7 protein-coding genes are annotated in these 15,082 nt (G+C 72.9%); 2 read left to right on the top strand and 5 right to left on the bottom strand.

What is annotated here, in order from left to right; genetic code table 11:
- Positions 1–798, top strand: a complete 798-nt coding sequence (locus tag ASC60_RS22125; protein ID WP_199831021.1) for an SDR family NAD(P)-dependent oxidoreductase — start codon at positions 1–3, stop codon at positions 796–798.
- A gap of 208 nt (positions 799–1,006) precedes the next feature.
- Here ASC60_RS22125 and ASC60_RS22120 read toward each other — a convergent pair whose 3' ends face one another.
- From ASC60_RS22120 to ASC60_RS22110, 3 genes are read right to left on the bottom strand one after another with little or no spacing between them, the layout of a single operon-like run.
- Positions 1,007–2,296: an MFS transporter gene (locus ASC60_RS22120; protein ID WP_055553656.1), complete on the bottom strand. Its 1,290-nt coding sequence runs from the start codon at positions 2,294–2,296 to the stop codon at positions 1,007–1,009.
- 8 nt (positions 2,297–2,304) lie between these two features.
- Positions 2,305–4,320 carry a PEP/pyruvate-binding domain-containing protein gene (locus ASC60_RS22115; protein ID WP_055553654.1) on the bottom strand — a complete coding sequence of 672 codons (2,016 nt, stop codon included), beginning with the start codon at positions 4,318–4,320 and terminating at the stop codon, positions 2,305–2,307.
- On the bottom strand, positions 4,320–5,702 hold the full coding sequence (locus tag ASC60_RS22110) for an acetyl-CoA carboxylase biotin carboxylase subunit family protein (protein ID WP_055553652.1): 1,383 nt from the start codon (positions 5,700–5,702) through the stop codon (positions 4,320–4,322). The genes ASC60_RS22115 and ASC60_RS22110 overlap by 1 nt, the downstream gene beginning before the upstream one ends.
- A gap of 354 nt (positions 5,703–6,056) precedes the next feature.
- Here ASC60_RS22110 and ASC60_RS22105 point away from each other — a divergent pair, with 354 nt between their 5' ends.
- Positions 6,057–7,343: a PAS domain-containing protein gene (locus tag ASC60_RS22105; protein WP_234357072.1), complete on the top strand. Its 1,287-nt coding sequence runs from the start codon at positions 6,057–6,059 to the stop codon at positions 7,341–7,343.
- Between the two features lie 170 nt (positions 7,344–7,513).
- Here ASC60_RS22105 and ASC60_RS22100 read toward each other — a convergent pair whose 3' ends face one another.
- Together ASC60_RS22100 and ASC60_RS22095 are read right to left on the bottom strand one after the other, a co-directional pair.
- Positions 7,514–11,299, bottom strand: coding sequence for a hypothetical protein (locus ASC60_RS22100; RefSeq protein WP_055553648.1), 3,786 nt, complete (start codon positions 11,297–11,299; stop codon positions 7,514–7,516).
- A 445-nt stretch (positions 11,300–11,744) separates the two neighbouring features.
- Positions 11,745–14,558 carry an AfsR/SARP family transcriptional regulator gene (locus tag ASC60_RS22095; protein WP_234357071.1) on the bottom strand — a complete coding sequence of 938 codons (2,814 nt, stop codon included), beginning with the start codon at positions 14,556–14,558 and terminating at the stop codon, positions 11,745–11,747.
- Positions 14,559–15,082: the final 524 nt, after the last annotated feature.

The following is a 15,082-nucleotide window of genomic DNA, read 5'->3' as shown; positions in this document are numbered from 1 at the left end:
GTGCAAGCTCAGGACCACACCGATCCGATGGACGCGTACTCCCGCCTGTTCCGGCTCGACGGCCGCAAGGCCGTCGTGGTGGGCGCGGGCAGCGGAATCGGCCGCGAGAGCGCCCTGGCCCTCGCCGCGCACGGCGCCACGGTCGTGTGCGCCGACCGTGACCTGACGGCGGCCACGGAGACGGCCTCGATGGGGCCGGGCCTTTCCCCGCGCGCCCTCGACGTGCTCGACGGCGAGGCGGTGACACGGGCCGCCGAGGAGCTGGGCCCCGTCGACGTGCTCGTCTTCACCGCCGCGACGAACGTGCGCAAGCCGCTGCTCGACTACACGGCCGAGGAGTTCGAACGGGTCGTGGCGCTCAATCTGCGCGCCTCCTTCGACCTGGTGCGGGCGTTCGGCCGTGGCATGGCCGCACGCGGTGGCGGAAGCATCATCGGCTTCAGCTCGATCCGCGCGGTGGCCGTCGAGCCGGGACAGGGCGTGTACGCGGCCACGAAGGCGGGCCTGGTCCAGATGCTGCGGACCGCGGCGGCCGAACTGGGCCCGTCGGGGGTGCGGGTGAACACCGTCGCCCCGGGCATCGTGGACACCCCGCTGACCGCGCAGATCAGGGCCGTGCCGGAGTGGTCGGAGGCCTACGCGTCCAAGAGCGCCCTGGGCCGCTGGTCCCGGCCGGACGAACTGGCCGGTGCCGTCGTCTACCTGGCGTCGGACGCGTCGTCCTTCGTCACCGGAAGCCAGCTCTTCGTCGACGGCGGCTGGACGGCGATCGACGGACGCTATACGCCGCCCAGCTGACCCTGCGGTGCCGGCGGCCCAGTCGGCTACTGGGCCACGGCCGTAGCGGTGCGTGCGCCGGAACCCGCTGGGGCTGATGCCCCGGATCCGTGTGTGCGCTGAAGGCGCGCCGCTGGTCGCCCGCGAGTTGGCGCTTCCGGTCGGCGCGGTCCCCGAACCGTTCATCGGCCTCGCCGACGTCGGGGCCGCGGTGCTCGCCGGCCCGATATCACCGTCGTCCGTGCCCGACGGCCTCCTGACGCTCCCTGCCTGCGGCCCCTGGCGGGCGGGGGCGCCGGGGCCGTCCGATCAGCACGGCCAGGTGCACCGCGAGCATCACCACAGCGGTCACGGCGGCGCTGTGCCACAGCAGCGCGTCCATCCGGCCCGCCGAGAGGTACGCGCCCGCGGCCACCGCCGCCAGGGCGCACACCGCGCGGTCGATGATGCTCTCCACCGACAGCAGGGTGGCGCGCGGAGCGCCCGGCGGCACCGCGTCGTTCACCAGTTTGCGCTGGATGGGATACGCGAAGCCGGTGACCGCCGAGAACAGGCAGAGCAGCGCCACCGCCGCCATCGGCCCACCCAGGGTGATCCCGGCCAGGGACACCGCCATCGCCAGGCTCAAGACGGACACCATCGTCAGCGGTTTCAGCTTGCGGCCCAGCCACTGCGGCCGGGCCGCACCCACGGCCTCGGCCACCGTCACCGCCGCCAGCACAGTGCCGTGCGAGGGCTCCGGGATGCCCTGGCCGATCAGGATCGGCTGGAACAGGTTCACCTGGCAGATCCGGGAGAGCGTGAAGACCGCCACGCCCTGCACCATCACCAGGGCCAGCCACGGGGAGCCGCGCAGCCGGCGCAGCGCCCGCCCCGCCTCCCGCCACACCCCCGACCGGCGTGTCCCCGACTCCGCGCCCACCAGCCGGGGCAGGGCCATGGCACAGGCCAGTGACGCCCCGGCGCTGGCCGCGCTGAGGAGGTACGGGGCGGGCCGGAACAGCGCCATCAGCGGTCCCACCAGGGGCCAGCACATCACCTTCGCGGCCAGGCCGAGGGCCCGCGCGGTGCCCTCGGCGCGCAGATAGTGGTCGTCCGCGCCCTCCGCGTGCAGCGCGTCGTAGAGGTAGGCGCTGGCCGCCCCGGAGGTGAGGGAGCGTCCCGCGGCGATGGCGAGGAAGTGGACCAGGAAGCCGGTGTAGTCGAGGGAGATGACCGGGGCCAGGTTCGCCGCGGTCATCACCACGGCGCCCGCGCGCAGACAGTTGCGGGCGCCGATGCGGTCGGCCACCAGGCCGGTCGGGATCTCGAACAGGCAGAAGGCGATGTAGTAGAGGGACTGGATGCCGAAGATCTGCGCGTCCGAGAGCCCGGCCTGCCGCTGGTAGCCGTAGAAGACCGGCATCCACCACAGCAGGTTGAACAGCAGCTGGAAACCGTTGTTGAGGGCGATGACCCGGCGTGCCCCGGCGGTGAGCGGGGTCCGTCCCTCCGCCGGGGAGCGGCGGAGGAACGGCACACGGCCCTTCACAGCGCGTACGGGCGGAGCTGGACCAGCTTGAAACCGCCCTCTTCGGTCATCAGCCACTCGATGTCCAGCGGATCGTCCGGATCATCGTGATCGTCCGCGAAGTGCGACTGGAGCAGCCGCCCGGTGAGCGCGAGATCCGCCAGCCGCGCCCGGGCCGAGGACGGCAGGTCCTCGACCGAAGAACCGAGGTCCACGGTGCGGCCCCCGCCCTCCACAGTGTTGTAGAGGTACTGCAACGGCAGCGCGGTGCCGTCGACGACGCTCTCGGGCGAACCGGGCGTGCAGTTGATGTAAACGTTGCGGAAGTCCTCGCGCCGCGTGGGGTTGCAGGTGACCAGCACCCCGCCGAGCTCGGCCGGGGTGTACTCCTGCACGATGACGCCCATGTAGGTGTCGTCCAGGGAGATGCCCGCCTCGTGACGGAGCCGGACGCTGCGCGGCGACACCAGCGAGGCCCACACCTGCCGTACGGCGTCGAGGAGTTCGTCCGTGCCGTGCACCGTGGTGATGGAGTCGTAGACCCCGGCGGCGGAAAAGCCGGGCAGGTCCTCGGCATTGGAGGAGGACCGCACCACCAGCCGCTTGCGGCACACGCGGTCCGCGAACGGGCCGGTGATCCGCGCGGCCACGTCCTCCGGCACCGGGGTGGCGCGCACCAGCTGCTGGAGGCTCAGGCACAGTGGGTCCAGCACATCGGTGGCTCCCAGCTCCAGGGCCATCTTCAGCTTGCCGATGCCCTGTTGCAGAGCGGGCGAGGAGATCAGGAAGCGGTGCTGGAGGGCGAACGGCAGCGCCACGCCGTCGGGCGCGGTGACGGTGGCCGCCACGAACTCCGAGGCCGCCTGGCGCAGCGCCTCGGGGTCGGCGGACGCGGTCAGCCGGGAGGCGAGATGGCCGTACAGGTCCTTCCGGGGCGGCCGGGCGCGGCCGTAGAAGGCGGTGAGATCGGCGGTGCGGCTGTCCAGCACATGGTGGAGTTCACCAAGGTTGGCGGCCTTGGTGCCGTAGCGGTCGCGGTCCTCGCGGCGCAGCCGGCGCAGTTCCAGGACGGGGATGTCCTCCAGCAGCGGCGGCTCCAGCCGGATCCGCTGCTGGTGCCACGCGGGCTCGTCCAGCTCCGGGACCTCGTGCAGCCGGACCAGGCTCACCTCGTCGTCCTGGACCCGGTAGCACACCCACGCCCCGTCCAGCTCCTCCGACTCCACCAGCCGGGCCATGTCGCGCACGATGGCGTTCGGAATGCCCCAGCCGGAGGCCAGCACATTGGTGTGGGACAGCGGGGTGATGGGGGCGGCGTTGATGAATCCGGCCACCCGTGGCACATCGTCGGGCAGACGGTCCATGGCCACGATGTCCGACCAGCCGAGGTCCCCGGCGTGCGCGCGGTACTCCTCGAGCGAGGCGAACCACCGCAGCCGTCCGATGACCTCCCCGGTGTTCAGCGGGGTGCGGGGGCGGCTGACGAACAGCTCGTGGCTGAGGATGCGCGGCAGCGTTACGTCGCTCACGTGGGCGAGTGCCGCCTCCTGGCCGTGGTTGGCGGGTTTCAGCAGCAACGGCAGCCGCCCGTCCACCCGCTCCCGGACGAAGTCGTAGAACTCCTGGAGCAAGGCGCCGTCCATGGTGTCGGCCTCGGTGGTCTCCAGCACCAGGAACGGCCGGTCCCGGCCCTCGGTGTCCTCATCGGCGTGCAGCGACAGCACACCGAGCAGGAAGCGGCGGCCGGGGTCGGTGTACACCGAGGCGTTGAACGCGTCGAGCCCGGCGTCGAGGTCGTCCAGGTCCATCCCGAGGATGCGGGTGGCCACATAGTTGACGTGGAAGGGGTGGACCGCGGTGTCCAGCAGATGCCAGGTGTGCCCGGTGCGGTCGACCACCACCTTCAGATACGGGTGTCCGGCCAGCACTCCGGACAGCGACCGGAACAGCGGCAGCGACAGGTTCTCCCCGACCACGGTGGCATCGGTGCCGGGCGCGGTGGCCGGGCCCGGAAGCGCGCTGATGCCGGTCATCACGGCTTCCCGGTGACCGGGGCGGGCGGCAGGACGGTGGGCAGGGCGTCGTTGAGCCTTTCGAAGTCACGTATCACCGTGACCGGATCGTCGGCCACCAGCAGACACAGCGCCGCCATGGTGTTCGCGCCCGCCGCCGGGTCGTAGACCGGCACCGGGGTGCCGTCCGGCAGCGAGTGCTCGGCCACCTGCGTCAGCCGGGCCCCGGTGGAGATCATTCCGGAGCCCTGGACGGCGGCGAAGTCCCACAGCCGCCGGTCCGGCCACGGCGCGCCCGAGCCGTCCACGGCCAGCACCACCAGCGAGCCGGCCGCGCCCTTCGCGTCCGCGGCGCCCAGCACCGAACCGGGCCCCGGATCGGGCCAGTCGGCCTCGCGGCCGAGCAGCCGGTCGATGAGCATGCCGATGACGTCCACCCCGAAGACCTCCTCGATCTGGGGGACGGTCATCGCGCCACCGAACCGGGCGGCGGTCTCGATGACCCACATCCGTCCGTCGGCGCCCAGCTTGATCTCGGTGTGGGTGCCGCAGGTGCGCAGGCCGAGCGCGTCCACGGCGGCCGTCGCCAGCTCCACCACCTTGCGCTGGGCATCCTCGGGGAGCAGAGCGGGGGTGATCCCGGCGCGCTCGGTGAACGGCTCGACGGTGGGCATCCGCCCGCTCAGGCACACCGGGTGATAGACGCCCTCGGCCACGACGCCCTCGACGCTGACGTAGTCGCCCCAGCCGGGCTCCTCGAACCAGTCGGCGGCCGTGCCCGTCACGATCTCCTCGACGAGGAAATCGGCGGCCGCCCCGGCCACGTGCAGCTCGGCGTAGCCCTGGCGGGCGGAGTCCTCCATCACCTCACGGGCCCGGGCCCAGGCGGGCGCGATGTCCTGCGGGCCGCGCAGGATCTGATGGGCGGTGGACCCGGCGCTCCAGGCCGCCTTCATCAGCATCGGGTACGGGATCTCGGCCGCGGCCTCGTGCAGGTCGCGCTCGGTGGCCACGGAGCGGAACCGTGGCTGGGACACCTCGTGCGCGTCCCAGGTGCGGCGCATCATCCGCTTGTCCCGGGCCAGCACGCAGTGCGCACCGGCCCCGGCGAGACCCAGCCGCTCGCAGGCGTCCGCCACCGCCACCACGGCGTACTCGGACGGGGTGAACACCGCGTCGGCGCCGACGGCCTGTGCCTGAGCCGTGATGAGCGCGACGAGGTCCTGGGACGCGGTGTCCACGGGGCTGATCACCGAGGCGCACAGCCGGGTGACCACCTCGTGGGCGGAGGGCGGAAGGGGAACGAGCACGAGCAGATGCACTTCGGCCTTCGCGGCGACCCGGGACAGCGCGTATTCCAGCGGCGGCCCGCCCTTGGCGTAGACAAACAGCACCTTACTCACAGACAACGACTCCTCGGTTCAGAGTTTCCCGATGGCTCGGCGAGAACCGGCGGGCCGGCACATCCGCCGCGATCCGGGCCCGTCAAGCGAACCAGTCGGGCATGACGCGTACCCCCCGAATCAGGGGTGGGCGCTCAGGCAAATGCCTGAGTGTCACGAAGGGGTCACCGTGAGCGGGACCGCCGGGTGCGGGTTTCAGCCCTTCTCCGCACGTTTCGCGTTCCGGCTGGATACGCCGCATGTGAGCGCGCGGCCTGGGCAATCCTTGGTCATGCCTCCGGCCGTCCGCACCCGGAGGCCGGACCGGAAAGGCGACTGGTGTCCGATATGGGCCTGAGTACGCTGCTCGAGCGCATGCCCGTGTCATGGTGGGAAGCCGATGAGGGGCTGCGCATCGTCAACTGCGGCGGGGGCGCCTTCCACGACCCCGGCACCGCACAGCGGTTCGTCGACAGTCTCGGCGGCACGGCCGGCGCCACGCGGGAAGGGGCGGCCGCCGAGGGCCGGGAGCCGGGGATCGACCGCCGCCAGGTCCGGTTCGGCGGGCGGCTGTTCGACGTCACCTCCTACTCCGGCCGACTGGCCGGTGACGGCCGGGGCGGGGTCAGCGGGCTCGCGGTGGACATCAGCGCCCTGGAGCTCGGACACCACGGCTACGCCGCGTTCACCGACTTCGCCGGCATGGCGCCCGCCGCGGCGTTCATCCGCGACGCCCACGGCCGCTACCTGTGGGCCAACCACGCCTACGCCCATCTGTACGGCACCACCCCCGACGCCGTGATCGGCAGCAGCGTCACCGATGTCGACGCCCCCGAGGACGTGACGGCCTTCCAGACCCTGGACCGGCAGGTACTCAGCTCGGGCAGGCCGGTGCGGCACACCATCGGCTACCACCGCCCCGACGGCTCACCCGGGCGCGCGGTCGGCCACCGCTTCCCGGTGGCCGAGGGTGGCCGGACCTGTGTGGCCGGGATCTACATCGACATCACCGACTACACCCTCGCCCTGAGCCGGCGGCGCGCTGCCGAGGAGGACCTCCGGGCGCTCACCGAACACAGCGGTCTGCCCTGCGCCCTGCTCTCGCCGGGCGGCCGGATCCGCCGGGTCAGCGCCTCGGCCGCGGAACTGCTGCGGGTCCATGTGCCCGATCTGCTCGGCCGCCCCGCCCACCGCCATCTGGCCCCCGCCGACGATCTGGCCGGACTGCGCCACGCCTGGCGGGATCTGGTGAACCGGCGCCGACGCCGGTTCCAGACCTCCGCGGTCTTCCTCGACGCCCGGGGCGACGAGTGGCGGGCCCAGGTGCTGCTCACCGCCGTCAGCAGCGGTTCGCGGCGGGCCCGCGGCGTCTGGGCGGTACTGCCCCACCACACCCTGCCGCACCCGCCGCTGCCACCGCTCACCGCGGCGCAGTTGCGCATCCTCACCCTGCTGTCCGCCGGGCACGGCAACAACGAGATCGCCGCCTCGCTCCGGCTCTCCCGGCAGACCCTGGACTACCACCTCGGCCGGCTACGGGAGTTGCTGGCGGCACCCACCCGGCTGGCGCTGGTCAGCCGGGCGTATGTGCTGGGCATCCTCGATCCGCAGGCGTGGCCGCCACGTTCGGCCGCCGGCTGCCGCCCGGCCGGTCCCTGCTGACGGGTCCATGAGGCCGGAAAGCGGGTAGTCCAGGCATTCCGCTGAGTATCGCCCGCGGCGGGCCCGGGCACGGTGCCCGGCCCGCCGCGGACCGCCGCGCTGGATTCCAGACCCTCAGGATCGGGAGCCGACATGCGCCCGCTCCGCCATGTTCACCAGCGGCTGGACACTCAGCAGAGCCGGCGGTACGGCACTTCGGGAATCATCCGCTCCCAGTCGTTCCGCGAGAGCCCGCCCCGGGCTCGTTCGCAGACCGCAGCGGCCACCTGGTGGTCCGAGACGCGGTACGTCTGCGACGGGATGTGATCGCTGGCGACCGTCACGGTGCCGTCGTCCCGGCTGAACGCGACGGACTGGACGGGGTCGGACGGGGTGGGGAGGACGGACCCCAGGGGCTGGTTGGCGGCGGCGTCCCACAGCCGGAGGGTCCCGTCGAGTCCGGCCACGGCCAGGGTACGGCTGTCGTGGGCGAAGCGCAGCGCGGTCACCGGCGCCGCGGAGTCCTGATGGGCGTCGGTGATCAGCCCGGACATGGTGCCCAGGCGCTTGCTCAGACCGCCGTCGAGCAGGGTCACCCGGCCGGAGTGGTCGCCCGCCGCCAGATACCGGCCGTCGGGGCTGAAGGCCATCGCCTCGACGCCCGTCCAGGACGCCGCTCCCCCGGCGGCCGGGACGGCCGATGTGCCGGCCCCGGCCGAAAGCCGCCTGACCCGCGCCGAGGGGGACGTCAGATCGATGGCGTGGCCGTCCGATGTGACGAGCCACCGTCCGTCGGGAGAGATGGTCAGGGCGTCGCCGCCGACGCCCTTGACGACCCGCGTCCTCGTACGGGTACGGACGTCCCAGACCTCGCTCCGCCACCTCTCCGCACCCTGGCGGAGCGACACCGCCAGGGTCGAGCCATCGGGGCTCAGCGCGATCCGGCGGACCAGGGCCCTGGGACGGATGGTCAGGGTCAGCTCGACAGGACCGCTCCGCTCGCGCCACAGAACGACGCGCTGACGGGAACCCGGCTGGTCCACGGAGTTCAGCGTATAGGCGGCGCTGCGTCCGTTCGCCGCGAACGCCACGAGGCCGTAGCACGAGGTGGCCGGCTCACCGCCCCGCCGGCCCGGTGAGTCCGCCCCGGAACAGGTGCCGATCCCGGGAGAGTTCCCCTTGTCGCGGCCGCTGCGCACATCGACGAACCGGAACCGCTCCTGACCGTGCGACGGCCGAGCGGTGGCCAGCGTCGCGCCGTCCGGGCCGAGCCACATGCCCGTCGCCGGATCCGTGGTCCAGCGCTGGTGTGCCAGATCGCCCAGGCTGACCGTGCGGACGGCTTTCCCGGCCCCGGTGTCGGGGCCCGCGTCGGCGATGTAACGGATGAACCGGGCGCCGGGGTCGATACTGAAGTCGCTCGCCGAGTCCGCTGTGGTGGCGTATTGGAAAACGGGGCCGTCGGACACCGGTGGCCGCCATACCTGGATTCCCCGCTGCCCCGAGGTCACCAGGAACTTTCCGTCCTCGGTGTAGCGCAGCGCAGCGGATCCGTTGCCCCGGAACTCGTCGACCCGCCGGCCGGTGGCCGTGTCCCAGGTGCCCGCCCGCTCTCCGACGCCGAAGGCCACCCGGCGGCCGTCGGGGCTGAACGCCACGGCGCACTCGTCGGACTCCCCCACCCGGTAGGCGTTCCGCAGCGTCACCGGGCGCTGTCCAGCGACCCGCCAGAGTCGTATCCGCCCGTCTTCCGGACACAGTCCCACCAGGCGGTCGTCCCGGCTGACAGCCGCTTTGCCGAGTCCCGGCACCCGCTGCTCGAAGAGCGTGCGGCGGCGGTCCAGGTCCCACAGGCGAACCGTGACGGTGTCGCCGCCCAGGCCGTCGTCGGCCAGGACCGTGCGGCCGCTCGGGCCGAAGACCGCCGTCGTCGGCCATCGCGAGCTGAGAGGTGGGCCGACCCGGTGTCCCGCGGCCACGTCCCACAGGACCAGCCCGCCGTCCCCGGACAGGGCGAGCCGACGGCCGTCGGGGCTCAGCGCGCTCACGTCCCAGTCGTCACCGATGCCGGGGTACCGCCCGGTCCTGCGGTGGCCGGAGACGTCCCAGGTCGTCACCTGTCGACCGGTCGCCTGGACCAGCACACGTCCGTCGTCGCTGAGGAAGAGCTGATCGGCCAGGTCTTCGGACACCGGGGCGAACCGGTCCTCCTCCCGCTGTTCCATCGCCCCCAGCAGCGCCGACCGGGTCTCCGTGGTGGGGGCGGTACGCCAGGCGGCCAGGCTCAGCCGCATCGCGGTGACCGGGTCCGAGTAGCGCAGGTTCTCCGCCACGGCGGCCACGCGCCGGGCCGCGGCCTGCACCCGGCGCTCGTCGCTGGTGCGGTTCTGCTGCCAGGCGACCACACCGGCCACCAGGGACGCCACCAGCAACAGGGACAACGTGGTGACCAGACCGTGCCGCCGGCGGCGTTCCCGGGTGAGCGCCGTGCCGCTGGCGCGGAGGAACTCCCGCTCCAGCGGGATGAGACGGGCGTCCCAGCCGGGCTGGGAGAACACCTCCTGTGCGACGGTCAGACGCGCTCCGCGGTACAGGGCCCCCGGATCGCGGCCGAGGTCCCGCCACGTGGTGGCCGCCTCGGTGAGCCGGCGGTGGACGCGCAACCGGTCGCGCTCCGCGTCGATCCAGCCCCGGAGCCGGGGCCAGGCGGTGATCAGGGCTTCGTGGGCCAGGTCGATCGTGTCCCCGTCGAGGGTGACCAGCCGGGCGAGGGCGAGGCGTTCGATGACGGTGGCGGTGTCACCCTCCTCGCCGAAGTCGAGTTCGTCGCGTCGGGTGGGGCGGCGGGTGTCGGGCGTACCGTCCCCCGGGGAGATCAGCCGCAGCAGAACGCTCTGGGCGATGTCGGCCTGGGCGGGGCTGAACCGGCTGTGGACCTCCTCGGCGGTGCGGGCGATCGCGCCGTGCAGTCCGCCGCTCGCCTCGTAGTTCTCCATGGTCAGGGCGCGGCCCTTGCGGCGGCGCCAGGTCTCCAGCAGGGCGTGGGACATCAGCGGTAGTCCGCCCGGCTCGCCTTCCACTTCCGCGATGACGCGGGAGGTCAGGGCGCGTTCGACGATCAGCCCGGTGGCCTGGGCGGGTCTGACGATCGCTTCCCGCAGCTCGTCGCCGTTCATGGGCGGCGTCAGGAGGGTGGCGTCGCGCAGCGCGTCGGCCAGCGGCTGATGACCGGCCAGGTTGCCGAAGAAGTCGGCCCGTACCGAGATCAGCACCCGCATCCCGCTGCCGGGATCCATGGCCTCCAGCAGCAGCTCGATGAAGGCCGTCCGTTCGGCCGGGTCGGTGCAGAGGGTGTACAGCTCCTCGAACTGGTCGACGATCAGCCAGGTGTCGCCGCTCGCGGCGTCCTTCGGGGTGAGCCGGCGGTCGCGGTCGCGCAGCGGGTGCTCGCCCGGCGTGATGATGCGTACGCCTGCGGGCCGCGGATCGTCGGCCGTTCGCAGACGGGGGATGAGTCCGGCCCGCAGGAGGGACGACTTGCCGCTGCCGGAGGCTCCGACCACGGCGGCCAGGCGTCGGCCGCGGGTCAGCCGCAACACGTCCTCGATGAGCTGGTCGCGGCCGAAGTACAGGGCCGCGTCGTCCAGTTCGAAACGGGCCAGCCCTCGATACGGCTCGGGGGTGCCGTCCTCCGCCCGCGGCTCGGCGGCGTCCTCCTCGGCCGCCTGCCGCCAGCGCCGCTCCCACTCCTCGGCGTCCCCTCCGCACGCCCGTACGTAGGCCAGGACGACCGGCAGGGTCGGCAGCCGCTCCCCCGCGGCGGCCTGGGACAGCGTGCTCGCCCCGTGGTCCGACTTCCGCGCCATCGCCCGGTAGGTGGGACCTCCGGCTTCCTGACGCAGCTTGCGCAACTCGTATGCGAACCGCTGCACCGGCCCCTCGGCCGGATCCAGCGGCGTCTCACGGCGACCCGCCATGGGTGATCCTTCCCTGTCCGTCCCGCCCACCCGCGCTCCCCTCCCGGCGTCGCGGCCATTGATCAGCCTGGTGGGAGGTGGCTGTCATTCAATGCCGCGGCGGCTGAAGTCGGAGGTGGCCGGGACCAGAAGGCCGGGGGGCACGGCGCTTTCCCGGACCCGGTCATGACCTGCCCAGCCCCGATCGAGGGGCGGGCTGTCCACGCGAGCCCGACGGGCTCGACACGGGGAGGAATCACCATGCGCAACCAGGACAGGTACACCACGGTCGCCCGCGCTTCGGCCGGAGTCGTGACGGGGACGGGGACGGGGAACTGGCCGCCGCCGCGGTCGGCGGGCACGTCGGCGGCCGGCTGACAGGGGTGGAAGCCGGTGCGCGCCACGGGGTCCGGGCGCGCACCGGCCCGGCCTTCGCCCGGTGCCGGGGGCCGGCGGGGCCTCGGCATCACGGGCGGGCTTCCAGCAGGGCTCGTACCTCGTCGGCTTCGGGGGTGCCGGACCGGCCGAGGAGGCGCAGTGCCTGCTCCCAGCAGGTGCGGGCCCGTCCGGACTGGCCGAGCTGTTCCAGCGCCCGCCCGAGCACGGTCAGCGCATGGGCGCGGCGCTGATCGCCGCCGAGGTCGTTGAGCAGGGCGAGGGCGTGTTCGGCCTGGACGGCGGCCCGCTGGGGATGGAGCAGGGCCAGTTCCGCCTGGGCCATCCGGTAGTGGGTCATGCCCTGCCAGAAGGGCTGTCTGGTTTCCTCGAATCCGTCCAGCGCCCGCTGGAGCTGGGACAGAGCCTGCTCATGGCGATGGGCCCGGTGGAGGGCGAGGGCCAGGGCGTAGTGGCCGTTGGCCAGGCGAAGCCGGGCGCCGAGTTCCTGCCAGGATTCGACGGCTTGCTCGCAGGCGGCGATGGCCTGCTCGCTCCGGCCGAGTTCCAGGTCGGCTCTGGCGATGTTCATGAGCATGGTGGTCTCGCCGTAGCGGTTGGCATCGGCCCGGAAGACCTCCATGGCCTGCCGGTAGCGGGCCGCCGCCTCCTCGTGGCGGTTCCGGGCGGTGGCGAGGTTGCCCTGCAGGTTCAGCGCATAGCTGTGGGTGAGGGGGTCCTGGGCGGTCCGGCCGAGGGTGAGGGCGAGCCGCGCCTGGGCCCGTGCCTGGTCCAGCCGGCCGGCGAGATGGTGCGCCTGGCCGAGGAGGAGCCGGGCCCGTCCCTCGGCCCCGGTGTCCCGCTCGGCGCCGGCACGGTCGGCCACCGCTTGGGCGGCCTGCTCGTACTGGTGCACACAGGTGCCGGATTCCATCAGGTCCTGGCCGGCGAGCAGCAGATCGGCCGCGCGGGGCAGCAGGGTCGGCTCGTCGACCGCCTGGTGGACGGTGGCGAGCAGCGCGGGCCCTTCGTCGAAGAGCCAGTTCAGCGCGGGTTTGCTGTCGTCGAACTGAAGCCCGGGCCAGGTGGTCGGGGCCAGATGGCCGAGCAGCCGGTCGCCGGGGTTGTGCAGCGCGTAGGTGGCGGTGGCGGTGGCCAGGTAGAAGTCGAGGAGCCGGGCCAGGACTGCCCGGCGTTCCGCACCGGTCTCCTCGGCTTCGGCGCGCTCGCGGGCGTAGAGACGCAGCAGGTCGTGGTAGTGCCAGCGATCGGACGCGGCCGACTCCAGCATGCTCAGGTCGACCAGGGATTCCAGCAGGGACGCGGTGGCGCGATCGCCCCGTGGGTCGCGGCGGAGGACGGTGGCGGCCGTGGGGAGGGACAGACTCGGCACGTCCGGGAGGGCGAGCAGGCGGAAGGCCCGTGCCTGCTCCGGGGGCAGCTGCCCGTAGCCCAGGGCGAAGGAGGCCTCGACGGCCAGGTCGCCGGTGCGCAGCTCATGGAGCCGATGGTGCTCATCGGCCAGCCGACGGGTCAGGGAAGTGACCTTCCAGGCCGGACGGGCGGCCAGCCGGGCTGCGGCGATACGGATCGCCAGCGGCAGGAAGCCGCAAGCCGCGACCGTCTCCTGGCAGGCCTCGGGCTCTTCCGCGGCCCGGGCCGGGCCCACGATCCGGGTGAAGAGAGCCAAGGCTTCCGGCGGGTCCATGACATCCAGACCGACCAGGCCGGCGCCGTCGAGATCCGCCATGCGGGCACGGCTGGTGACCAGGACCGCACAGCCCCGGGCCCCGGGCAGCAACGGACGTATCCGGGCCGCGCTGTGCGCGTTGTCCAGCAGCACCAGGACGCGGCGGTCGGCCAGGAGCGAGCGGTACAGCGCCGCCCGCTCCTGCGTGCCCTCGGGAAGGGCGGCGGGCGGGGTTCCCAGGGCGCGCAGGAAGGTGCCGAGCACCGCCGCGGGCTCGGCCGGGCGCGGGCCGTGGCCCATCAGGTCCGCGTACAGCTGTCCGTCGGGAAAATGTTCCCGTACGGACTGGGCGACGTACACGGCCAGCGCGGTCTTGCCCACCCCGCCCAGTCCGTGCACCGCGGCGACGGCCACCGCTGTTCCGCGCGGGCGCAGCAGCTGCCCCCGCAGGGCGTCCACGGCGGCCCGGCGGCCGGTGAAGTCGGTCGGCGGCGCGGGGAGTTGCGCCGGGCGCGGGACCGTAGGGTGGACGGCCGCCGCGTCCATCGGGGCGGCGGGCGGGGCGGCGAGGGCGGGGTCGGCACGCAGGATGCGCTGGTGGAGCCGCTCGAGATCGGGGCCGGGGTCCACGCCGAGTTCTGCGGCGAGCAGCCGGCGCGTATCGGCGTAGAGGCCCAGGGCCTCGGCTTGCCGACCACTGCGGTAGAGCGCCAGCATCAACATGCCGCGCGGCCGCTCCCGCAGCGGGTGCTCGGCCGTGAACGCTGTCAGCTCCGAGACCATCTCCGTGTGGAGGCCCGATTCCAGGCCGAGTTCGAAGCCGGCCTCCCACAGGGCCAGGCGCCACTCCTGCAGACGACCGCGCTGGGCCTGCGCGTACGGGCCGGGGACCCCGGCCAGCGGTTGCCCGTCCCACAACCCGAGCGCGGTGTGCAGCAGTTTCCGCGCCTCGGACGGATCCCCTTCCGCCCGGGCACGCCTCGCTTGCGCCTCGTACCTCCGGCAGAGTTCGAGGTCCAGCGTCTCCGGCCCCGCTCGGAGCGCGTATCCCCCGGCTTCCGAGACCAGTACGCCAGGCCCCAGCTTCCGACGCAGCCGGAAGGCATAGGTACGCAATCCCGCGATCACTTCGGGCGGCGGCGTTTCCCCCCACACCGCGTCGACCAACTCGTCCGCGGTGGCCGTGCGTCCCTGCCGGAGCAGCAGCACACACATCAGGGCCTGTTCCTGCGGACTGAGGGTGGCAAGTGCGTGTTCACCACGCCAGATACGAACCGGCCCCAGCACGGCGAACCGTAACGCCGTGCCCGCGGCACCGTGCGGCGTGTCCAGTCTTCCGGTGGCACCGTCCTTCTCCGACGGCAACCGCGCATCGGTGGTGGAATCAGATGCGGTGGGTGTGGCCGCCGTCGATCGGCGGCGGTGCGAGGGCAGGCTAAAGCCAAGCTGCTCCAGGGGCATGTCGAACATCTCTTCCAGCACCCGCTGCCGAGACGGTCCCGGGCACGGTGGATCAGGCTGCCGCCAGCGGTGAAACTGCCGCGCCGTCACCTGCTCGGGCTCCCCCAGGCGGGCCGCGACCCTGGCGTACGCCCTGAGAAACGCCTCTGGCCGACCCCACTGACGCTCCTCACACAGCCGTCTGAAGACTGCTTGATCCACTCTCCGCTCGCCCCCATGCTCCTTTTCAACGGATGCCTGATCACGGTAGTCCCCCGGTAGAAGCGGCCCCAGTGCGC

This window comes from Streptomyces sp. NBRC 110028 (assembly GCF_001417735.1).
Lineage (GTDB): Bacteria > Actinomycetota > Actinomycetes > Streptomycetales > Streptomycetaceae > Streptomyces.
This window is presented reverse-complemented; position numbering and strand designations above follow the sequence as displayed.